This window comes from Halobacillus sp. AWM4_238 (genome assembly GCF_056158265.1).
Genome location: NZ_JBSWSY010000002.1, coordinates 3,407,269 through 3,429,908 on the forward strand (window position 1 = coordinate 3,407,269; position 22,640 = coordinate 3,429,908).

Consider the following 22,640-nt stretch of genomic DNA (forward strand, 5'->3'; position numbering starts at 1 on the left):
GAATGGATTGGCTGGCGAGACCCCACAGGACGAAGTCCGAGGAGGCTTGCCGTCATCCCCGCAGGAAAGCGAGTTGCTTCCCAACCACCCCTGACGCTCAACTCAGCAACGAACCCCGAACCATCTCGAATTCTAGTATTAAAGATTAACATTACCGTTTATAGAGACAGAAAAAGCACGGTGCTGGATGCACCGTGCTTTTCATTTAGCCTTGAGTAGGCGCTGTCTGGTAGGGTGGATCTTGATTTTTCGCTTTGAAAAATAGTGTGCGATCTTTATAGAGGAAGATCATGGATAGAGCAAAAGCGAACAAATCGGAAATAGGGAAGGCGAGCCATACACCTGTCACTCCGAAGAAGTTAGGTAAGATCAAGACAAGTGGAATCAAGAACAGGACTTGGCGGGCCATTGACAAAATAAGAGCCGGCCTTGCCATTCCCAATGCTTGATAAAGACCACCACTGACGACCTGGGCCCCGATCAGAACGGCAAGAGCGAACATGATGCGGATGGCGTAGGCTCCTGTTTCAATGGTCTCTGCATCACCTGTGAAGATGTTCATCAATCCTTCGGGGAACGCCATCATTAAAATGAAAATGCCTGCAGAAATGACGGTGACGACCTTCATACCGAGCATGACCGTTTCTTTTAGGCGCTCGTAATTCTTAGCTCCGTAATTATATCCAATAATCGGCTGCATTCCTTGAAGGACGCCAATCATCGGCATGATGGTAAACATCGCAAGTTTGTGGACGATCCCGAAGACTCCGACTTCGAATTCGCCTCCGAATTTGATGAGCATCAGGTTGATGGCAATCATCATTCCACTTCCGGATACTTGACGGATAAAAGCTGGCATACCAATAGTCAGCACTTCCCGGATCACCGTCCATTGCGGCTTCAAGTAGGAAGCTTTGACCACCAGAGAAGATTTCCCTTTTAAAAAGTAATTCAAAACGACGATACTGACGGTCGCCTGGGATATGACGGTGGCGACGGAAGCCCCTTGAACACCCATATCCAATCCGAAAATAAAGATCGGATCAAGAATCATATTTAGTACAGCTGGGATGATCATCGTTATCATGGCAAATTTGGAGTTTCCTTCTGAACGGATGATACTGTTCGTCGTGAAAGAGAAAGAGAAGAACAAAGATCCAAGCATAATCGGGAACAAATAGTCCGTAGCATATGGCATAATGTTGTCTGTCGCTCCAAACAGCTTCAGTAACGGCTCAAGAAAAGTAAAGGCACCGATGAATCCGAAGCTTGAAACGAGAACGATCGTAAAAAGGATGTTCCCGAAAACTTGGTTGGCTTCTTCCTGTTTGTTCTCACCTAAACGTCTGGAGATGACGGACGCACCACCAATACCGACCGCTGCGGCAATGGCCATGATGATCATCATGACAGGAAAGGCAATACTCACACCGGATACTCCTAATATCCCTACACCGCGTGCGATGAAAAGCGTGTCAACGACGTTGTATAGAGCCATGACGAACATACCGATCATAGCGGGCACAGATAAGTTCGTTAATAATTTCGGAATCGGTTGGGTCCCTAACCGTTGACTTTGTTGTTTCATTTGTCTTCGCTCCTTGATGTTTTAGGTTTCAAGTTGTTCTGCATCTTCTTTAACCAGGACACCATCACCTGCTGTTCTTCTGGTGATAGCCCCTGATTGGCTTCTTCTTCAATATCAGCGATGATCTTTAGAATGGTGGCATGCAACTCTTGTCCTTTATCTGTGAGGTTTACGAGCTTTGTCCGTTTGTCTTTTGGACAGGACCTTTTTATAATCCGCTCGTGCTTTGATAGGGTTTCAATTAACCCGTTCATCGATGATGCTTTGATGTGTAGCTGTTTTTGCAGAGCCGTTTGGGACTGCTCTCCCTCTTTAGCCAGGAAGTAGATGACTTTCGCCTGTGAGTGGGTCAAGCCGTACTCTCCTAACCTCTGGTTATATATATTTTGTAAAAAATGAGCGACCATATTGATGTGGTACCCTAAGTTTTGATCCAAATTCTGTTTCATATTTACTTAGCCCCCTAAACAAATAATAGTATAATGGGACTTCACTTAGAAGTAAACAAAAGTGCTTAGCTTTGGGGCAGATATGGCAGACCGGTGAACATTTTTTAATGAGACAGAATTTTCACCACCAAATCTAAATCATGTCTGCTGCGCTATAGTAAAATAAAGGAAAAAGAATAAGGTGGGGGAGATATCGTTATGGTCGAAACAATAAAAAAGCATCCGAAATCGTTCTACGGAGGCATGCTTTTCATTGGCGCCTTACTTATTTCAAACTTCTTCATTCAAAAATTAGAAGGTACAGGTCCAGTGCCGCCGCTTCTTGTGTGGGCGACTGTCTTTGATGTCATGATTGTGCTCCCGGTCGTCCTTTTCTTATTTGTCCTTCGGAGAAAACCGACCCTGTCATTGCTTGCTCCTCTCTGGCTTCTAGGGGCAGGTTTCGTCCACTGGATTGTACCAACCTATGCGAAAGAACACCTGCAATTCATGAATGTTTCCATTATCCTCGTTGAAGCAGGTTTCATCCTCTTAGAACTTTTCCTCTTCATGCTGTTTGTAAAAAAACTAAAAGTGTGGAGAAATAACTTCAAGCAATCGTTCCATACCTTGCCTCACTTACTTTCTAGAATTTCCTCAGCGAATCAAAAAACCTTTATGGGATATCCCAAATTGGAGCGTCTCATCGGACTGATCTCCACAGATGCTTCCGTCATTCGTTACACTTTTTTCCCGCACCTCGATAAGGTCCCTGGGGGTGGTCAAACCTTCAGCTACCATAGAAATAGTGAGTACTTCGGTGTTTTTCTCATGCTCGTCCACGCCATGCTCATCGAAATCATTGCTGTTCATGTGATGCTCATGCAGTACAGTCACACAATTGCCTGGGTTGCGACCATCCTTGATTTTTATGCCCTCGCTTTTTTAATAGCCGACTACCAGGCGATTCGTAAGAGTCCTGTCGTGATTCAAAATGACTCCCTTCATTTTCAAAAAGGACTTCGTTTTCACATGACGGTCCCATTAGAAAAAGTGATGGAAATTCGCAGGTATGATAGAGAGACCCTACCAGAAGATAATCATTCTTTCCATATGATGCTTTCAGGACTTGAAAAAGTGGCCCCGCAGTTTGAGCTTCGGTTGAGCGATTCGGTGGAGGGAACCCGTGTATTCGGTCTAAAACGTGAAGTGAAGAAAATATTCGTGACCGTCGATGAGCCGGAGAGGTTTTTACAAGCATTAAATGAAGCACGTATGGTTTCAAAGGAAGACATTTAGTCAATTATGATAAGAGGAAGGAAGGGATTCTATGCCTCGTTATCAAAGTGGAATCTTTATATATAACGGAAAAAAGAACGAAGCGGAGATAGAGACGGCTCTTTCACAAGTATTGCCCGTGTTGAGTAAAGAGGTGAAGGAGTTAAGGGTCATCCAAACCGTATCCTTAGAAGATTTGTATGAAAACTGCAGGCATTACGGCCCCAAGGTTGAAGTCTTTTTCATCTTTGGGGGGGATGGGACGGTGCATGAAGTCATTAACTGTCTTGCGCCGATGGAAAAGCGTCCGGTGATTGGTGTGCTGCCTGGAGGAACATGCAACGACTTCAGTCGTGTGATGGATACACCTCAGCGTCTCAATCAAGCGGCTGCCTCCATCATTGAAGGGGAAGAGGTTTCTGTTGATGCAGGAAAGACAGAAGACGACTACTTCATTAACTTCTGGGGCATCGGACTTGTGACGCAAACGTCTTCGAACATTGACGAAAACCAAAAGAACCGGTTCGGTGTACTCAGTTATTTCATGAGTGCATTGAAAACGATGAATCAAGCCACACCTTTTCGTTTCAAACTGACCGTCGACGGCGAGGAGGTTGATGGAGAGGCGGTGATGATCCTTGTCATGAATGGCCAATTCTTAGGGACAAGACGACTCCCCGTCCCTTCTATTGACTTACAAGATGGGAAGTTTGACGTCCTGATTGTGAAAAATTCCAACCTGACCTTATTCAGAGAACTTATGACAATGGGGCGGCCGCAGACCGATAAGGACGAATTTCAAGAGCTCTTCCATTATCAAGGGGAGAGGATAAACATCGATGTTGAATTAAAACAAAATGTAGATATGGATGGGGAAATTAAAGGGAAGACACCGGAGAAATTGGAAGTGCTTCCGGGTCATTTCACCTTCTTAAGTGGAGGACCGAACGCCCTGCGAAACATGGTCAACCCTTAAGGGTACCGTGAATTTGCGGAAAAGGGGTGGTTTGACAGTTAGAATTTGTTAAACTTATACTATCTTTATCTTTTGTAAAGGATGGGCGAACGTGATGAACGAACAAGAACTGTACCGCAAGAAGAAACAAGATCCTTCGTTGAAGCTGTTTGTCGTATTGACAAAAGCTCAGCGCACCATCGCAGATTTAGTCAAGGACGATATCCAACGATATGAGTTGAACCCGACTGAATTCGGAGTGCTTGAGCTTCTGTATCATCAAGGAGATCAGCCACTTCAGAAGATCGGGGAGAAAATTCTGCTCGCGAGCGGAAGTATCACCTATGTGGTGGACAAGCTTGAGAAAAAGGAATATTTGAAACGCGTCCCATGTCCAAACGACCGACGTATTACTTATGCATCCATTACGGATAAAGGACGGGATCTGTTGAATGGCATATTCCCTGATCATTGGAAAGAAATTGAGTCCATCATGGATGGTCTGACAGATGAAGAGAAGAACGATGCCATCGAATTATTGAAGAAACTTGGGAAATCTGCAGATTCTAAAAACGAGTAGCCAATTTTCTGACGATCGGATATAATGGGAGTAATTCTAAAGACAAAGGAGGGTATGAAGATGTTACAGATGCACGTGCTTGACTACCAAATCAACTATGTACGCCGTGCGATTATTCACGATTCAGCTGCCAACGGGACACGTATGTCCAAAATGGGTTCTGAATAGTGAAGAAATGTAGCGTCTCATACCTGATTATGCACAGATAAAGTCAGAGGTAACGGGACCTCTGGCTTTTTTTGTGTTTTCAAAAAGTCTTTAGGAGGAATTGGCAATGATCATGACATTAAAGAATGTATATAAAATTATTGGTGGAGAAGTATTGTTCGAATCTTTAGATATGGAAATTAAGCCGTATCAACGTGTTGGATTAGTCGGGCGAAATGGCAGCGGGAAATCCACCCTTTTCAGAATCATGACAAAAGAGGAACCGTTGGATGGTGGCGATCTCTTTATTCAAAAGGGAGCGACGATCGGTTATTTGAAACAGATTCCAACGGTTTGGACAGACACGGGGAGAGAGTACTTGCAGCTTGCCTTTACGGAACTCGTTTCTTTAGCTGAACGGATGAAAGAACTGGAAAAGGATATGACAGACCCTGAAAAAATGGAGAGAGCCATTGCTGCTTATGGGGAAATCCAGGAGCGGTTCACTCAGCGAGGTGGCTACGAAATGGATGCCTCCATCAAACAAGTGGCGAACGGGTTGAAGATCAATCACCTGCTTGATCAGCCATTTTCCAGTTTGAGCGGGGGAGAAAAAACGAAACTAGGCCTTGCTAAGTTATTGTTAGAAGACCCTGACGTCCTATTGCTTGATGAACCGACTAACCATTTAGACCTACAGGCGATCGAATGGCTGGAAGCGTACTTGCAGGACTACGAGGGAACCATTTGTATCATCTCTCATGACCGCGCATTTCTTGATCATATCGTTACAGACATTATGGATTTGGAATCCGGAGAAATTGATTCGTACAAAGGCAACTACACCGCTTTTGAAAAACAAAAAGAAGAAAAACTACTGGCTGAATTTCATCAATATGAAGAACAGCAGAAGAAAATTAAAAAGATGAAAGAAGCAATCCGGCGGTTGAGGCAGTGGGCGAATGAAGCCAATCCTCCGAACCCTAAACTGTTCAAAAAAGCAAAAAGCATGGAAAAAGCGTTAGATCGAATGGAGAAAATCGATCGGCCCTTGATCGATCCGAAGAAAATGGACCTTTCCCTTGAAGTGGATGGACGGACGGGGAAAGACGTTTTCACTGTTGAAGCGCTGAAGAAGCAGTATGGCAGCGAAACGATTTTGAACGATGTCGACCTTCACGTTCGCTATCAGGACCGGATTGCCATTGTTGGAGCTAACGGTAGTGGTAAATCAACACTTTTGAAGTTGTTATTAGAGAAAGAGACACCAAGTTCGGGGACAATCAAGCGGGCGCCTTCGATCAAAGTGGGCTATCTTCCTCAAAATCCACTACAGGAAGCCGATCGAGACCAGCGGATGATTGACCACTTCAGGGACCACATCCGGGTGACGGAAGGGGATGCGCGTCACAAGCTTGCGGGATTTATGTTTTATGGATATGACGTCTTTCGTAAGATCCGCCACCTGAGCGGTGGGGAACAGATGCGTTTGAAGCTCGCGATCTTCATGCACCAGGATATTCAAGTGCTCATTCTCGATGAACCGACCAATCACCTCGATGTCGAGTCGCAGGAAGTTCTTGAAGAAGCGCTCAATCAATTTAAAGGAACTGTTATCGGAGTTTCCCACGACCGCCATTTCCTTGATCAATGTTTCACCCACACCGCTTTTCTAGTGGATGGAAAACTTCATCGGTATATCGGTACGTATGAAGAGACGAAGAAACATTGGCATTCCCTTTTAGAGGCGCGGGAAGAAGAGCGGGCGGTCAAACGGGAGAAAAAAGAAAGGCCGCCTGTGAAGGAAGAACCGAAAGTCGATTGGGAAAATGAAATTGCTCGTCTGGAGCAAGAGATCACAACCATTGATCAGCAGATGCTAAGCAGAGACGATGTTCATGAGTTAATGAAACTTCAACATCACAAAGACGAGTTGGAAAAAGACTTGGAAACTCTTTATGAAAATTGGATGGAAGCGCAGTGATCAGCGGTATCATGATAGAAAACGGGCAGGAAACTTAGAGGTTTCCTGCCCGTTTTCGGTTTTGTAAATATATGAAACAACAATCTTATAGAATGGAAACATGTTTAGTTGGGTCGTCTTTTTTCTCACGGTAATAGTCGACGAGAGCGTCGGTATAGGAGAAAAAGTCCGCACAAAAGAGGTCTGATCCAGCCAAGTCCATTTCTGTCTGTCGATTGTCATAGTCTGCACTACAGAGAAAGTAATCAAGAGCTTCTCTTTGAATGCCTAACACTTTCCGTAAAGGACGGATCTTCAATGATTGGTTGGCAAGACCGAGCGGTAAAGATAAACGAGGGTACTTGTCCGTATAGACATAACTAAGCTGCTCGTAGATTTCTTTAGCTGTGTAAGGATTGGGGTCTGTAAGGTGATAGGTCTTTCCGCTGCTTTCTGGGTGATGAGCCAGGTAGTTTGTCGCTTCAATGACATAATCCTGGGGGACAAGGTTGACGCGCGCTTTCCCCTTTCCAAAATAGGGAAGTACGGGTAAACTCCTTAAAGCCTCTACTAAATTCAAGATGAAATAGGGTCCATCGAATTTGGCTGTCGCACCTGATCGGGTATGGCCGACCACGATTCCGGGACGAATGATGGTTGTCGGAATATCTTTACACATCCGGTGAACGAGTTTTTCGGCTTCGTGCTTCGTGTATTCATAATGATTCTTAAAGCCATGTCCATGAGAAAGTTCCGTTTCGTACACGACCCCTTCCCGTTTTCCTGAAACATAGGCCGTGCTGAAATAAATGTAACGTTCCAAATGCAGACATCTGGAAAGCCAACGATTCACCTCTCTCGTCCCTTGTACATTTACTTTCCATGCAGGTAGGAGAGGGACGGCCAAATCATAAAGGGCGGCAAGATGGAAAACATGGGTCACTTCTTGTAGGAGTTGGGTGGACGTTGAAGACTCTAGCCCTAATCCGGCTTGTGTAATGTCTCCTTGTACGAGTTCGATTTTTTCTGTATTCACATCCTTTTCCTTTTGCCATCCCTCGATTTGCTTTTTCGCTTGTTTTTCCATAGAAGGAAGGTGAAGAAGGTAGATTTTCTCTAAGGACTTCCTGCTTTGAAAAAGATTTTTGATCAACGCTGAAGCTAGATATCCCGGGAAACCAGTAAACAAATACGTGTTGGACATGTCCATTTCGCCTCCCTGATTGGTATCCTTCTTTTTTCGTGAAGAACAGACGGACTTCCTTCTTTTTCCTATTCATTTATTCGTCGGCGTACAGGGATAAGAATGCGGGGAAGGTTCGTCCTGGATCATCGCCCTGACACTCTATTCAAAAGAGTTAAATGTAAAAGGTGCAACAAGAAAACAACAAAACCATGACAAAAAATGAGCGGATTTTAATGAGGAAATAGGTTTAGCTGCCTTGGAAACGGGTATAAAAATTCTAGATAGAATTGGAATAGTTACAAGGAGGGGGAGCTTTGGGTAACCCGGAAGTGATCGTGTACACCAGTCGGAACTGTCACTATTGTGAGAAAGTACTCGGAACATTGGAAGATTGGGAAATTGAATATGAAGAGCGGAATGTATCCAGGAACCGTGACCATTTCAGAGAACTGCAAAGCAACAACATTTATGGTACACCCGCTGTATTTATAGATGGAGAAAAAATACTCGGTTATCAGGAACGTAAAATGAAACAGAAGCTGAGAATAAAAGAAAATCCTCCGTATGTGAGGTCTGACTCCATGAACTTTTCCTAATGGTTTCGACAAGTGATGATCATCACTTGTTTTTTTTGTCCAAAAGCTTCAAAACGCAAGAAGTCATTCGCTTTCGTTTCACTTTTTCGTGTGCTTTTTCATAGGCTGAAGTATCATACGTTAAAGGTGGAACATTCATGTACCCATATAATCCTTACTATTATTACAATAACAACTGGTATCGGTATCCGACCAGTCTTCCTTACAATCAGCAGATGAACTATCAGCAATTGCCGAATAACCAGGGGAACTCCTGGGGTTACGCCCCGTATAATCAAGCCATGTATGGTTATCAAAATCCATATGTGAATATGAATAGTTACGATTATACAGGTTATACTGAGAGCGGGAATCCGAACTCTTCAGTCAACGTTGGTCAGATGTCCAAAGGTGTGATGAGTTATTTTCAAAAAGAAGACGGCCAGCTCGATTTTGATAAGATGATGTCAACCACCGGTCAGGTCGTAAAGACCGTGAAGGATGTCAGTCCAATTGTAAAAGGGATCGGTACATTCGTTAAAGGCATCAAGTAAGCCGCGCGCTATTTATTTAGCGCGCATTTTCTTTAGTAACCATCATTTACATCCTTGGAATGGAGGTGTCGATGCTTCACCTCAACTAAGATGAGAACCCAGTCTATTTGACATGCAATTTCAGGCGGTAAGAGGGTAAAAGATGGAAAATGGTTGTGCTATAATGTTTCGCATAACGAAATATAAGGATCGGTTGGAGGCTTAGGAACATGAGTATTGGGTGTTTATGTATTCACGGGTACACAGGAAGCCCGGATGAAGTCCAACCCCTCGTCGACTTTTTGGAAAATCGGACGGATTGGGAAATCGCCAACCCAACGCTTCCGGGGCACGGGGAGGACTTGGACCTTGAAGGGCACTATTATCAAGAATGGATTGCAGCGGCAGAGCTCGCTTTGCTGGATCTAATGAAGAAACACGATACGATTTATATCATCGGTTTTTCGATGGGCGGAATGATTGCTGCTTATTTGACCGCCAAGTATCATCTGGATCGTTTGGTTCTTTTATCAGCAGCAGGCAAGTATGTCAGTCTACCGCAAATGTATAAGGATATTCTTGGCATGGTTGCGGATGCGTGGAATGGAGTCCTTGCGGATAATGAACTTTTTCTCAGGTACCAGAAAAAGATGCAGGATACCTATCTTTTTTCTACGTTCGAATTTATGAAATGTGTACAATTCACTAGGCCTTATTTGCAACAGGTCCGCTGTCCGGTGCTCATCATCCAGGGAGAGCTGGATGGGATGGTGCCTAGGAAAGCGGCTTTGTATTTGGAAGAAGAAATTCCTTCTGAAGAAAAAGAGGTCCTGTTCTTGAAGAAGTCGAAGCACTTGATTTGTCATGGGGATGACAGTGAGGAATTGTTTGACAAAGTGATGGACTTTGTAAGTCAACCTTAGGGGGAAGGGAAATAATGAAAAATAATCGTGGACAACCCATCCAGACGCCTTTTTATTATGGATGGGTTGTTGTGATGATTGCAGGTTTAGGTGTGTTCTTTTCAGGACCAGGCCAAACCTATTCAATCTCTATTTTTATTGATTACTACATAGAAGATTTTGGGTATTCTCGTTCGGTGGTTTCTGGTATTTATTCAGCCGCGACATTGGGAGCGGGCATCACCTTGTTTATGATGGGCCGCCTGATCGACCGTTTTGGGCAGAGGGCCATGATGGTAGCCGTAGGTTCATGTTTAGCTTTAGCTTTGTTTTGGAATGCTTTTTTACTCGGGCCGATCATGATGTTTTTAGGCTTTTTTATGATTCGTTTGTTCGGGCAGGGGTCCATGACATTGATCCCGAATACGCTTGTGCCGCAGTGGTTTATTAGAAGGAGAGGGAGAGCTCTCAGCATCATGGCGATTGGTGGATTCGCCAGTTCCGCGTTGCTGCCGCCGCTGAATACATGGCTGATCGAATCTTTCGGCTGGAGGATGACATGGGGGATTTGGGGAGGCGCCCTGCTGATTCTCTTTGTCCCTTTGGCGTTTTTCTTTGTGCGTAACAAACCGGAGCAGATCGGGGAAGTGCCTGATGGTACACCAAAACCGGTTAAAGGAGAAGAGCTGAATAACCCGAATGTTGACGTCAATGAAAAGAGTTGGACGTTGAAAGAGGCGATGGCAACGAGAGCTTTTTGGTTCATATTGTTTTGTGTCATCGTCCCTGCGCTCGTAAACACGGCGGTCACCTTTCACATTGTATCGATTATGGATTTGAGAGGGCTTGATACAGGGGTAGCTGCGATGGTCCTCACATTGATGGCCGTGATCGGATTTCCGGTTACTTTCGTGAGTGGTTACCTGGTCGATCGCTTCAAAGTGCACTATATTTTGGCTATTACGTTCTTTGGCCATATCTTCACATTGCTCATCCTTTTGTTTACGAATTCATGGTGGATGGCGGTTGCCTTCGGCGTATTCTGGGGCTTTGTGAATGGCTTTGAAAGGATCGTATTGAATATTGTCTGGCCGAATTATTTCGGGCGGGAGCATCTCGGCAGCATCAAGGGACTTGCGCAAACGGTCATGGTCGTCGGTTCAGCACTTGGTCCATTACCGTTCGGTTTATTTTTCGACTGGCTGGGAGGGTATCAGGAAGTCCTATTGCTGACGATTCTGTTCCCGGTGACAGCAGGTATCCTTGCCTTATTGTCACCCCAACCGAAATATGAGGATTACCATGCATGAAAAAACGTCAGAGGGAAGCATCCTCTGACGTCTTTTAATCTTTAAAGAAAGCGATGACGAGCCCGCCTTCTCCTGCATAGGTGGAGATGAGTGGGCCGGTCTCCATGAAAAGAGAATCTTTAAAATTATAACGTTCTTTGATTTGATCCAATACTTTGATCCCTCTGTCCTCATCGTTGCAATGGGACATGGCGATCACGCGGTCTTCCAGATTCGAAGCATACTCTCCGATTTGTTCAACGAAGCGGCGTAAAGATTTTTTGTTTCCCCGTACTTTCTCCGTCACTTCCACTGCGCCTTCCTCATCGCTTGCTTTCATAAGGAGCTTGATATTCAGCGTCTTAGCAAGGGCTCCTTTGACCTTATCCAGTCGTCCGCCTTTAATGACATTTTCCAACGTCTTCAAAATGAAAAGCGTCGTTGTCTTCTCAATTCGTTCTTCCATATGGGAAACGAGCTGCTCGAAATTGTAGCCTTCATCCATGCGAGCCGTCGCTTCATTCACGAGCAATGCAATGCCGCAAGAGGCTGTCTTCGTATTAAGAACAGCAATTTTACGATCGGGTTCTTCCTCAAGGAGCATGTCTTTGCCCATGACAGCACTCTCATATGTGCTGCTCAAACCTTGGGTAAGGGCAAGCACAAGAATTTCATCGCCTGCGTCGATTTGTTTGTATTTTTCGTAAAAATCGTTCGGGCTTGGAGAAGAAGAACGAGGGAGTTCCTCGGACTGTCTTAATTTTTCGTAAAACGTAGGCAGATCAATCGTTTCACCTGTTTTAAAATGTTCGTCTCCGAAGTGTAAGTTTAGCGGTACATAATGGATCTTATGTTCCTCCATCATTCCATGAGGCAGATCGCCGCCTCCATCTATAATCAGTTGTATCGTCATTTCTTCACCTGCTCTCTTAAATTCATCGTACTTTTGGGAAGCCCCATACTTATTCCGTATTATATCAAACTTATCGGTCTATCGAGGGTCTGTTTCATGAGTGAATTTCGGTTTCACCTTTTTCATCGTGCTCAATATAAACATCATCAGACCGAAAATCACAATCGATCCTCCGAGCCACTGTGTCCATGTGATCCATTCATCTAAAATCCAATAGGCTAAAATCGAAGCCCCAATCGGTTCGACGAGTACAGCCATGGAGATTGTTGAGGTGCTTATCCATTTCAATGTCCAGTTGAACAGGGTATGGCCGAAGAACGTCGGGATGATCGCGAGACCTAAGAAAATAAGCCACTGATTTCCACTGTAACCGGTAAACGAATAGCCGAGTGCCAGGTTATAAAGGAGTAGTGTGACCGCTGCCATTCCGTACGCAATGAACGTATAAGTCATGATGGACTGCCGTTTACGTAGGTTCTGACCAAGCAGGAAGTAACCAGTAACGGTGATAGCACCAAACATGGCCAGCACGTCACCAAATAAAGCCATACCGCTGATCTGCAAGTCACCCCATCCGATGATGACACTTCCTGTCAATGTAATGACAAGGCTCAGAATGGCTCCGATTGTGAAGCGCTCTTTAAAAAAGAGGTAAGTTCCCATAAAGGCAAAGACCGGCTGGAGGGAAACCAGGACAACGGAACTTGCGACAGTCGTATAATCCAAGGACTCAAACCACAATATAAAGTGGAAGGCGAGGAAAACACCTGAGAATATCGCGAGTATCCAATCTTTCTTATTTGTTTGTTTTATTTCATCGAAATGTTTCCATAATACATAAGGAGCCATAATTCCGACCGCAATGACAAGACGGTAAAAAGCGATGATCGCAGCCGGTGCATCTCCTGCGAGTTTGACGAAAATCGCGGAAGTGGAAATGGAAAGGACGCCAATAAACAAAATAATATATGGTTGAACTGGAGGCTTTTCCAAGTGAGCCCTCCTCTGGTATCGTCAGTTTTTCCTCATTTTATCATTATTACGATTGAAAAGCATAGCCGAAATGTGTAGAATTAACTATGTTATATGTGTTATGATGAATGAATCTATCAGGCAGATACCAGAGAAGCCTCTCCCGTTTCCTGTGGCAGAAGGCTTTTTTTACATGTATATAGGTAGAAGATTTAACAATAAAGGAGTATGAAATTACTGTGACAACATTTCAATCACTAGGATTATCAAAACCTATCCTAAAATCATTAGACGTAATGGGTTTTGAGGAAACAACACCAATACAAGAACAAACGATCCCTCTAGGACTAGAAGGGAAAGATGTCATTGGTCAAGCTCAGACAGGTACGGGAAAAACGGCTGCATTCGGTATTCCAATGCTCGAAAAAATCAACAAGCAAGTGAAAGCCGTTCAAGGACTTGTCATCGCCCCGACAAGGGAACTGGCTATTCAAGTAGCAGAGGAGCTTAACCGTCTAGGTAAAGGAAAAGGCATTCGTGTCCTGCCGATCTATGGTGGATCCAACATGGAGCGCCAAATCCGTGCCCTGAAAAACAACCACATCGTCGTAGCAACACCAGGACGTTTGCTGGATCACATCCGTCGTAAAACGATCAAGTTGGAAGAAGTTCACACTGCCGTACTTGATGAAGCGGATGAAATGCTAAACATGGGCTTCATCGATGATATCCGCGATATCTTGAAAGCATTGCCGGAAGAGCGCCAAACGCTTCTTTTCTCTGCAACGATGCCGAAAGAAATCCGCGACATTGCAACGACATTGATGAACAACCCGGAAGAAGTAAAAGTGAAAGCGAAAGAAATGACGGTGGAAAACATCGAGCAGTTCTTCGTAGAAATTCCTGAGAAGCACAAATTCGATACACTGACACGTCTTCTTGATATCCACGACCCTGCACTAGCGATCGTTTTCGGTCGTACGAAGCGTCGTGTTGATGAAGTAGCTGACGGGCTTCAAGCACGCGGTTTCAGTGCGGAAGGTATCCATGGTGACTTGACGCAAGGGAAGCGTATGTCCACGTTGAACAAGTTCAAACGCGGGCGCATCGAGATCCTTGTTGCAACAGACGTTGCGGCACGTGGATTGGACATTTCCGATGTATCTCACGTGTACAACTTTGATATTCCGCAGGATCCAGAAAGCTATGTTCACCGTATCGGTCGTACAGGACGTGCCGGCCGTAAAGGGAAGTCCATTTCCTTTGTGACGCCACGTGAAAAAGATCAGCTTCATTTGATTGAGAAGATCACGAAGAAGAAAGTGGAGCGCTTGAAAGTTCCATCTTCTGAAGAAGCAGCACGCGGTCAGCAAAAAGTAGCGGTTGAGAAGCTGGCAGAAACGGTCGCAAACAACGACTTGAATAACTACAAGCAGGCAGCTAACGAACTGCTTGAACAGTATGAGTCTACAGACCTTGTTGCAGCTGCACTGAAAATGATGACAAAAGAACGCAGTGAAGTACCTGTTCGTTTGTCTTCAGTTCAACCAATTAGCGTGAAAAACGCCCAGCGTGACAAGAGTAAGAAAAAAGGCGGCTACCGCAAAGGCGGAGGCGGCAAGCGCAACTTCAACAACAAAAACAAATCCCGCAACCGCAACTTCAGCGGCAAAGGCGGAAGCAAGCGCGGCAGTTACCAAAGCAAAGGCCGTAGCTAAATAAGGCTATTGAAAAAGTCAGTCCTCGGTATGAGGGCTGACTTTTTTTGCTTCCAAAGGAGATTATTCTTTTATGTGGTCGTTCGGAATTTTATCGGTGAGTTTTCAGCAGTTATCGGTTGGTTTTGACTATTTATCAGTGACTTCACCACTTTTATCGGTGACTTCGGGAACAGCCAGCAGATCATGAGGCTTCAGGAGGCGAGCTATAAAAAAGACTCCACCCCAAGGGGTGAAGCCGTTACATGCGGTTTACAAGTGCAAACAAGGCAAGGAAGATGATGATGCCCCAGAAAATATACTTCCCTGTGTTCTTCCTCCCGTATTTTCTTTTCTGCCATCGATTCGGGTCAAAAGCGATCTCATCACTATCCGAACGTGAATGACGCGTGCGGACTTGCCATAAAGAAAAGCGTTGGGCGTTTTTCAATATGGCAGGTGCAATGGCGAATCCGCCGATCAGCCCGAATAGGTGGCCGTAAATGTTGATGTTTGGCCTTGCAAACGTCATGAATAAGCCGATGGCAAAGATGGCGAGGATGATTTGCGAGTTAGCTGTATCAATCAAGTGCTTCCGATTCATGACCATAAATAGATAAACGCCAAAAATACCGAAGATGGCTCCGGAGGCTCCGAGGTGCCAATAGTAGGCATCAGGATTGACGATAAACGTGCCGAGGTTGCCGGCAATGCCAGCAAATAAATACATAATGATAAACTTTCCTTTTCCTAGCATCTGCTCAAGGGCCGGACCGAAGAGGACGAGGGAAAAAGAGTTGAACAGGGCGTGGGTGAAGTCGCCGTGTAAAAAAATAGGAGTGACGAGGCGCCAGTACTCTCCGTTCAAAATCAGGGCGTTCATCCCGATGCCCCATTCTTTCAAGTCCACCGCAAAACCAAGCTGAAGAAAATCCATCAACAGCCATAAGGCGAAATGAAGCCCGACGAGAAATGAAACAATCGGATAAAACCGTATAAATTCTTTAAAACTCTCCGTTCGTACAAACATGACTAATCTCCTTTTTACGTACAAGATTAAGGGAGGGGCGAGCCTTATCCAGGCCCTCATCCCATTCCACTACATCCACGATGCTGCACCCCGGGTTGAGGGGGGAGTGTCTAAGGGGGATGGCACTCCTATTATAATGTAATCTGTGCTGCTTCCTCGTATTCTTTTTTACCGTGAAAAGATTCGGGTATACTGTTCATAGATTGTTAATGAAAAGGAAGATGAATCGTGATCAAAGGCATCGGTGTCGATATTATTGAATTGGATCGTATTAAACAAAGTATAAAGCGAAGAGAACGCTTTGTTCAACGAATACTGACTGAAGCGGAACAACTTCGGTACGATACGTTGAATGAAAAAAGAAAGGTGGAATATTTGGCTGGGCGGTTTGCAGCAAAAGAAGCTTTTGCCAAAGCCACAGGTACGGGAATCGGAACACTTGGTTTCCATGACGTCGAAATTCTATCAGATGAAACGACAGGCGCCCCGATGATGAGGGCGGACGGTTATGACCACTACCATGTGTGGGTATCCATCAGTCATAGTTCAGAACATGCAATTGCTCAAGTAGTTTTGGAAGAGTGCTAGTGAGGGAATAGGAGGGCAGACATAATTACATAGGTTGTCTCATAACATTGTAATGCGGGTAGGAGGGAACGAATTGGATATTGTTACCGCACAAGAAATGTACGAACGGGATCGAGTGGCCATGGAAGCTGCTGGACTAGATGGGAAGATGCTCATGGAGAATGCTGGGAGAGCGGTTACGTATGACTTGCTCCGCCACATTCAAAAAGAGCATGCGATTGTCGTCCTGATAGGGGCTGGCAATAATGGCGGTGATGGATTCGTCATTGCCAGGACGTTGTTGAACCTTGGATACGATGTGGAGGCTTGGCAAGTCGTTCCGGACGCAAAGATCACTGGAGATGCAGAAGCACACAAGAGGATATTCCAAGCTTCTGGTCACCCGTACAAACTATTGAAGAGTTCGGAAGACTTGAATACTTCTCTATGTCGAGCAGACGTATGCATCGACGCCATGTTAGGGATCGGTGTGAAAGGGCGGCTGAAAGAGCCCTACTCGGATATTGTCCGTCTCTGCAATGAGGAGTCAATCTTAAGGCTTGCGGTCGATCTCCCTTCTGGTGTGCCGGCCGATGAAGGAGAAGACGTATTTGAAGCGTTTCAAGCTCATTACACTTCGATCATCGAAGCGCCGAAGCAGAGTGCCTTTTTGCAACACACACAGCCATACTATGGTGAATGGTCGGTCGTTGAGATCGGACTCCCTCTCAAACAATTTCCGGAGCACAAAAGAAAGGTTTGGGATGCGTCTGATGTCAAAAGGACCTTGCCTGATCGGGATGCTCATTCGCATAAAGGATCGCACGGAAAAGGGTTGGTCATCGGTGGATCCCGCTTGATGCCCGGTTCTGTCGCTATGACAGCAAGAGCAGCTCTGCGGAGCGGTGCGGGACTGATTGCGATATCCACGGACCCTGCAGCGATTCCGTCGATTTCTCCGTTTGTGCAGGAAGCGACTTTTGTGGAAGAGGAAGAAGAAGGACAAGTTCCTGATCTAGAAGGATATGATGGCATTGCTGTCGGTATGGGAATGGGCCACGCCTCTATGAAGGAAACGGTCCTGGAGCGGTTGGTTCAGGAAAAAGAAACCCCATTACTGGTGGATGCCGACGGTCTGTACCTTATCAAAGGTGTTCTCCAGGAGTTGGAAAAGAGGAAAGCTCCAACCGTTTTAACGCCCCACCCTGGTGAGTTCGCCCACTTGACGGGTCTTTCTATCCATGAGATTTTGAATTCTCCTTTTTTCTATTCCAAAGAGTTTGCTGAAAAGCACGGCGTGTACCTCGTTCTCAAAGGACCTTCCACGATTATTACGGGTCCTGATGGTGAACAGCGGGTAGACACCTCTGGCAATGCAGGCCTCGCTAAAGGTGGAAGCGGTGATGTTCTTTCAGGTATTCTGCTCAGCATGATGATGCAGACAGAATCGGTGATGGATGCCTTAAGCAATGGCTGCATCCTCCATGGATCGACGGCTGATCTACTCGTGCAGGACGGACATTCGAAGGTTGACCTACTCGCCTCTGACGTTATTGAAGGTTTATCCCGGACGTTCCGTACATTTTCTTCTTGATCCATATCATACGTTCCCTTTGTCCTTAAGTAGAGACAAAGGAGTTGAGTCTTATGCAAAGACGTTTTCTGATCCTGTTGTTCAGCTTGTTCGTCTTAGGTGCTTTGACAGCTTGTGGCTCACAGTCGAAAGAAGATGTCGTCAAAAAGCTCGAAAAACAGTCGGAAGAGATGGCTGGTTATAAGACCGAAGCGAATATGAAGATGCGTACAGGAAAGGAAGAGCAGAAATACAACATTCAAGTCTGGCATAAAAAAGATGATTTTTACCGCGTGAAGCTCCAAAATGATCAGGATGAAAAAGGAAGCCAGATCATATTAAAGAATGACAGCGGTGTGTATGTCTTGACGCCTGCCTTGAACAAGAGCTTCAAGTTCCAAAGTGAGTGGCCTCAAAACACCAGTCAGCCTTACCTTTATGCTTCGCTGTTGAATGACATTAAAGCCGATCCGGATGCAGAGTTCAATGCTTCCGAAAACTACTTTGTGTTCAAGACGAAGACAAACTATCAAAATAACAAAACCCTGCCGTTCCAGGAGATTTATTTTGATAAGAAAACGTACCACCCTGTAATGGTGAAAGTGTTCGATCAGGACATGAATGCTCTCGTGGAAGTCCAATTCGCAAACTTCTCGAAGGATGATTCCATGAAGAAGGAAGACTTTGATGTTGATAAGAATATGGCCATGGCTCCGACAGAAGCCCCTGTTGCCAACATGGAAGGGGAAGAGCTCGAGGAGGTCCTTTATCCACAAGAGACGTTCGGTGCTGAACTTGCAGACGAGCGTGAAGTGAAAACAGAAGAAGGAAAACGATTCATTATGACCTATGCGGGGGATAAAGACTTCACATTGGTCCAGGAAAAAGCGGAAGTTCAAGCAGCCAGTGCTCAATACTCGGTTCAGGTGAACGGTGATCCTGTCCAGCTTTGGGATGGCGTTTTTGCAGCCTTCGAACACAACCGCCTGGAATGGAACCATAATGGAACGACCTACCAGCTGGCGAGCAATGAACTGACGCAAGATGAAATGATTGCTGTCGCAAGCTCAATCAACACAGCTGCGATGGTCAAATAACAATGGAAGGAGCAGGCTTAACGGTCTGCTTTATTTTTTGCTCTTCCATCAATCTGATGAGGAAGATGTACCTCAAGCTCCAATCCTCAGGCTCCCAGGAGTCCTTGCTTTCTTAAGAGTCCACAAATAAAAACAAAGCAATATCCCTGCTTTTTCAACGATATTTGACACCGACTTCTTCTCATTCAATAATAAATAGATACAGAGAGAGGAGCGGTTATAGTGGCAAGGGATACGTATTATCGAGATTCAATCGCAGAGATTGATTTGACTGCAATTGAGTATAATATACAGCAATTGAAACAACGGTTGGGAAAAGAGACAGACATTTGTGCGGTGGTCAAAGCGGATGCCTATGGACATGGGGATGTGCAAGTTGCGAAAGCTGCCTTGAAAGCGGGGGCGAAGAGTCTTGCTGTCGCACTCCTGGATGAAGCATTGAAACTGAGAAGGGCAGGAATTGACGCCCCGGTCCTCGTCATGGGCTGGACGCGCCCGGAGGATGCTCCAGTCGCTGCGGAGAACAACATTGCTTTAACGGCTTTTCAAACAGAGTGGCTGCAGAAAGCTTCGGGTCTCTTGAGTTCGAATCCTTTGAAACTGCATGTGAAGATCGATACGGGAATGGGGCGCATCGGTGTAAGAACCGTGTCGGAATTAGAAGATGTCCTAACTATTCTTGCTGAGACCCCTGAGATTCATTTGAAAGCTTTGTTCACACATTTTGCCACAGCGGATGAGGATGAATTTGATTACTTTAATAAACAACAAGAGCGCTGGGACGAAATGTTTTCTCATTTTAAGAGGAATTGGGCAGAAGATGTCGAAATTCATACGAGTAACAGTGCGACAAGTATGAGGGTCCCGGAGCGGATGGATCATTTTGTCCGTTTCGGCATCAGTATGTATGGACTTTACCCTTCCCCTCACGTCAAGAAAGAACGGCCGATTGATTTAAAGCCTGCCTTTTCTTTGTCGAGCCGGTTGGTTCATGTGAAAAAAATTGAGCCCGGAGAATCCGTCAGTTACGGGGCTACGTACACATCGGAAAAAGAAGAATGGATCGGCACGATTCCGCTTGGTTATGCGGATGGATGGATCCGAAAGCTTCAAGGAGCAGAAGTGCTCGTCGACGGCAAGCGTCAGCCTATTGTCGGAAGAATTTGCATGGATCAATTCATGATTCGGCTGGATCAGGAATATCCTATAGGGACAAAGGTTACCTTAATTGGTAAACAAGGGGATCAAGAGATTTCAGCCGATGAAACAGCAGAGCATCTCGAAACAATCAATTATGAGATTCCCTGTATGATCAGCCAAAGGGTGCCGAGAGTTTTTCAAGTAGATGGGAGAACGGTAGAAGTGAGAAACTCCTTGTTGTGAGGAAACTTCCTCCTGTTTCCGGACAATTCTCCCGATGCAAGGATAAAAGCTTTCATAATTCACGAAAAAATCCCAACACTCCTTTGCAATGGACACTCCCGTTTGATAAGATTAGAGTGGACTAATTGACTGGTTTCTTTTGAGAGAAGATGGTGGAGGTGTATGGTTTTGTCCGATAGCATGCAGGAGATTGTCATCCGGATTCCGGATAACCTACTCAATGAAGTGGATGGCTTCATTCAACTCGATAACAGTGATCGGAGCGATTTCATGTGTCAAGCAACGAAAATGTATTTGCGTGAGAAGAAACAGCGACATATTAGAGAATCCATGCGTAGAGGCTACATGGAAATGGCGAAAATCAATTTAAATATCGCTTCAGAAGCGTTTCAAGCTGAAGAGGAGGCCGAACACACCCTGGAGCAACTAGTGAGCGGGGTGTGAAGCCAGTGATAGTCAAACGAGGTGACGTTTATTTCGCTGATTTGTCCCCAGTTGTGGGATCTGAACAAGGCGGGGTTCGTCCTGTACTCGTCCTTCAAAATGATATTGGTAATCGTTTTAGCCCTACCGTGATCGTAGCCGCGATTACAGCGCAAATACAAAAAGCCAAACTTCCAACACATGTCGAAATTAATGCAGAAAAATACGGGTTCGAACGAAATTCTGTGATCCTACTGGAACAAATCAGAACGATTGACAAGCAGCGTTTGACCGATAAGATTACTCAACTTGACGAACCGATGATGCAGCAGGTGAATAAAGCCTTGCAGATCAGCCTCGGTTTGATCGACTTTTAATCGGAAATCACGTCGTGGATGAAAAATAAAGTTTCCCTTTCAAGGGTAACTTTATTTTTTTTTGGTTTTGTAGTTTATAATGGAAGTAGAGAGGGAATCGTTGTTGGCGTGTTTTTTTATTTGCGGATTTTTATAGGATAGACTTGTAATTTTGCGAAGGGTTTGGGAAGGATACTCATGTGTAAGCGACGTGGATACTGCCCTGAAGATCGCAAGGGGGTAAAAGGTGTGAAAGAAAGTCTTTTTCTGATAACATTATATTCAAATAGCATAAGGACGAACAATAGAGGGTTATGAGGCGGAGGTTTAGATAATGGATGAACGTTTGAAAAATGTAGTAGTAGAGCACAGTGATGACATTGTTAAAATGTGGTTAGAGGAAGTCAACACCCATAAGAAGAATGATTATACATCGACGATTTCTGATGAGATGTTCGAAAGTACAAACCGTGAATTTGTCAACGTGATCTTTTCCAGTATTGAGAAGCAGGGGTTATCTTCTGATTTGGATGATTTCTCTGAACGCTTGATTAATCTCGGGTGGCCGTTGAGTTATTTGACGGATGGGATGCAAGTCTTTCGCCGGGTCGTAACAGATTTCATCCTGAAACAATCGGAAAAAATCGACTCGGACTACTTTTCGGAAGTCCTTCGAAGGGTAGATGGATGGGTCGACCCGATTATCAACCGTCTTGTCAACGAATATTCAGGAAGCTGGGAGCACATCGTTTCCTTGCAAAGAGTGGCTCTTCAAGAGCTTTCTGCACCTTTGATTCCTGTGATGGAAAATATCACGATCATGCCTCTGATCGGAACCATCGACACGGAGAGGGCAAAATTAATCATGGAAAACCTGTTGGACGGAGTGATCAAACATAACGCTGAAGTTGTTTTGATTGATATTACAGGTGTTCCGGTCGTTGATACGATGGTTGCCCACCACATTATCCAGGCGGCTGAGGCTGTGCGACTGATCGGTTCTCGGTGCATTTTAGTAGGAATCCGTCCGGAAATTGCTCAGACGATTGTGAACCTCGGAATCGATTTAGGGAAGTTCCCTACGAAGAGTTCATTGCGGAAAGGGTTCCAAACAGCATTAGAATTAACAAATCGTCGTATTGAAGAGACCCAGAACAATGACGCAGACATCGAAAAACTAATTGATTCACTAGATAGGGAGTGAA

The 22,640-nt window shown here is 45.1% G+C and carries 22 protein-coding genes; 16 read left to right on the forward strand and 6 right to left on the reverse strand.

Going from position 1 to position 22,640, the window contains the following annotated elements:
* Positions 1 to 205 precede the first annotated feature (205 nt).
* Together ACXACN_RS16980 and ACXACN_RS16985 are read right to left on the reverse strand one after the other, a co-directional pair.
* The gene (locus ACXACN_RS16980; RefSeq protein WP_474966018.1) at positions 206 to 1,588 is read right to left on the reverse strand and encodes an MATE family efflux transporter; all 1,383 of its coding nucleotides are present in this window, start codon (positions 1,586 to 1,588) and stop codon (positions 206 to 208) included.
* Entirely contained in the window at positions 1,585 to 2,037 is a 453-nt protein-coding gene (locus ACXACN_RS16985) for a MarR family winged helix-turn-helix transcriptional regulator (RefSeq protein ID WP_474966020.1), read from the reverse strand. The genes ACXACN_RS16980 and ACXACN_RS16985 overlap by 4 nt, the downstream gene beginning before the upstream one ends.
* A 198-nt stretch (positions 2,038 to 2,235) precedes the next feature.
* Between ACXACN_RS16985 and ACXACN_RS16990 the strand changes: the two genes are divergently transcribed.
* From ACXACN_RS16990 to abc-f, 4 genes are all read left to right on the forward strand, one after another.
* Complete coding sequence (locus ACXACN_RS16990; RefSeq protein WP_474966022.1) at positions 2,236 to 3,315, forward strand: hypothetical protein; 1,080 nt, start codon at positions 2,236 to 2,238, stop codon at positions 3,313 to 3,315.
* Positions 3,316 to 3,346: 31 nt separating this feature from the next.
* Positions 3,347 to 4,270, forward strand: coding sequence for a YegS/Rv2252/BmrU family lipid kinase (locus tag ACXACN_RS16995; RefSeq protein WP_474966024.1), 924 nt, complete (start codon positions 3,347 to 3,349; stop codon positions 4,268 to 4,270).
* A gap of 94 nt (positions 4,271 to 4,364) precedes the next feature.
* On the forward strand, positions 4,365 to 4,829 hold the full coding sequence (locus tag ACXACN_RS17000; RefSeq protein ID WP_474966900.1) for a MarR family winged helix-turn-helix transcriptional regulator: 465 nt from the start codon (positions 4,365 to 4,367) through the stop codon (positions 4,827 to 4,829).
* 274 nt (positions 4,830 to 5,103) lie between these two features.
* The gene (gene abc-f, locus ACXACN_RS17005; protein WP_474966025.1) at positions 5,104 to 6,960 is read left to right on the forward strand and encodes a ribosomal protection-like ABC-F family protein; all 1,857 of its coding nucleotides are present in this window, start codon (positions 5,104 to 5,106) and stop codon (positions 6,958 to 6,960) included.
* Positions 6,961 to 7,045: 85 nt separating this feature from the next.
* Here abc-f and ACXACN_RS17010 read toward each other — a convergent pair whose 3' ends face one another.
* The gene (locus ACXACN_RS17010; protein WP_474966027.1) at positions 7,046 to 8,143 is read right to left on the reverse strand and encodes an SDR family oxidoreductase; all 1,098 of its coding nucleotides are present in this window, start codon (positions 8,141 to 8,143) and stop codon (positions 7,046 to 7,048) included.
* 296 nt (positions 8,144 to 8,439) lie between these two features.
* Here ACXACN_RS17010 and ACXACN_RS17015 point away from each other — a divergent pair, with 296 nt between their 5' ends.
* From ACXACN_RS17015 to ACXACN_RS17030, 4 genes are all read left to right on the forward strand, one after another.
* A complete protein-coding gene (locus tag ACXACN_RS17015) occupies positions 8,440 to 8,721 on the forward strand; it encodes a glutaredoxin family protein (RefSeq protein ID WP_474966028.1) in 282 nt (93 codons plus the stop codon).
* 137 nt (positions 8,722 to 8,858) lie between these two features.
* Entirely contained in the window at positions 8,859 to 9,254 is a 396-nt protein-coding gene (locus ACXACN_RS17020) for a YppG family protein (protein ID WP_474966030.1), read from the forward strand.
* 209 nt (positions 9,255 to 9,463) lie between these two features.
* A complete protein-coding gene (locus ACXACN_RS17025) occupies positions 9,464 to 10,156 on the forward strand; it encodes an alpha/beta hydrolase (protein WP_474966031.1) in 693 nt (230 codons plus the stop codon).
* A gap of 14 nt (positions 10,157 to 10,170) precedes the next feature.
* Positions 10,171 to 11,445: an MFS transporter gene (locus ACXACN_RS17030; protein WP_474966033.1), complete on the forward strand. Its 1,275-nt coding sequence runs from the start codon at positions 10,171 to 10,173 to the stop codon at positions 11,443 to 11,445.
* Between the two features lie 34 nt (positions 11,446 to 11,479).
* Here the strand turns inward: ACXACN_RS17030 and ACXACN_RS17035 are convergent, their stop codons facing one another.
* Both ACXACN_RS17035 and ACXACN_RS17040 read right to left on the reverse strand, forming a co-directional pair.
* Positions 11,480 to 12,337, reverse strand: a complete 858-nt coding sequence (locus ACXACN_RS17035) for a DegV family protein (RefSeq protein ID WP_474966035.1) — start codon at positions 12,335 to 12,337, stop codon at positions 11,480 to 11,482.
* A gap of 78 nt (positions 12,338 to 12,415) precedes the next feature.
* Complete coding sequence (locus tag ACXACN_RS17040) at positions 12,416 to 13,330, reverse strand: DMT family transporter (protein ID WP_474966036.1); 915 nt, start codon at positions 13,328 to 13,330, stop codon at positions 12,416 to 12,418.
* A 218-nt stretch (positions 13,331 to 13,548) separates the two neighbouring features.
* Here ACXACN_RS17040 and cshA point away from each other — a divergent pair, with 218 nt between their 5' ends.
* Positions 13,549 to 15,027, forward strand: a complete 1,479-nt coding sequence (gene cshA, locus ACXACN_RS17045; protein WP_474966038.1) for a degradosome RNA helicase CshA — start codon at positions 13,549 to 13,551, stop codon at positions 15,025 to 15,027.
* A 241-nt stretch (positions 15,028 to 15,268) separates the two neighbouring features.
* Here the strand turns inward: cshA and ACXACN_RS17050 are convergent, their stop codons facing one another.
* The gene (locus tag ACXACN_RS17050) at positions 15,269 to 16,036 is read right to left on the reverse strand and encodes a rhomboid family intramembrane serine protease (RefSeq protein WP_474966039.1); all 768 of its coding nucleotides are present in this window, start codon (positions 16,034 to 16,036) and stop codon (positions 15,269 to 15,271) included.
* Between the two features lie 228 nt (positions 16,037 to 16,264).
* Between ACXACN_RS17050 and acpS the strand changes: the two genes are divergently transcribed.
* The 7 genes from acpS (at position 16,265) to ACXACN_RS17085 (ending at position 22,639) form a co-directional block, all read left to right on the forward strand.
* Positions 16,265 to 16,624, forward strand: a complete 360-nt coding sequence (gene acpS / locus ACXACN_RS17055; protein WP_474966041.1) for a holo-ACP synthase — start codon at positions 16,265 to 16,267, stop codon at positions 16,622 to 16,624.
* A 73-nt stretch (positions 16,625 to 16,697) separates the two neighbouring features.
* The gene (locus ACXACN_RS17060; RefSeq protein ID WP_474966042.1) at positions 16,698 to 18,197 is read left to right on the forward strand and encodes an NAD(P)H-hydrate dehydratase; all 1,500 of its coding nucleotides are present in this window, start codon (positions 16,698 to 16,700) and stop codon (positions 18,195 to 18,197) included.
* 53 nt (positions 18,198 to 18,250) lie between these two features.
* Positions 18,251 to 19,273 carry a LolA family protein gene (locus tag ACXACN_RS17065; protein ID WP_474966043.1) on the forward strand — a complete coding sequence of 341 codons (1,023 nt, stop codon included), beginning with the start codon at positions 18,251 to 18,253 and terminating at the stop codon, positions 19,271 to 19,273.
* 222 nt (positions 19,274 to 19,495) lie between these two features.
* Positions 19,496 to 20,656: an alanine racemase gene (alr, locus tag ACXACN_RS17070; protein WP_474966045.1), complete on the forward strand. Its 1,161-nt coding sequence runs from the start codon at positions 19,496 to 19,498 to the stop codon at positions 20,654 to 20,656.
* A 162-nt stretch (positions 20,657 to 20,818) separates the two neighbouring features.
* Positions 20,819 to 21,100 (forward strand): CopG family ribbon-helix-helix protein, encoded by a 282-nt coding sequence (locus ACXACN_RS17075; RefSeq protein WP_027956786.1) that lies wholly within the window; start codon positions 20,819 to 20,821, stop codon positions 21,098 to 21,100.
* 5 nt (positions 21,101 to 21,105) lie between these two features.
* Entirely contained in the window at positions 21,106 to 21,456 is a 351-nt protein-coding gene (locus ACXACN_RS17080; protein ID WP_035511328.1) for a type II toxin-antitoxin system PemK/MazF family toxin, read from the forward strand.
* A gap of 313 nt (positions 21,457 to 21,769) precedes the next feature.
* Positions 21,770 to 22,639 carry an RsbT co-antagonist protein RsbRA gene (locus ACXACN_RS17085; protein ID WP_474966046.1) on the forward strand — a complete coding sequence of 290 codons (870 nt, stop codon included), beginning with the start codon at positions 21,770 to 21,772 and terminating at the stop codon, positions 22,637 to 22,639.
* The last annotated feature ends 1 nt before the right edge of the window (position 22,640 follow it).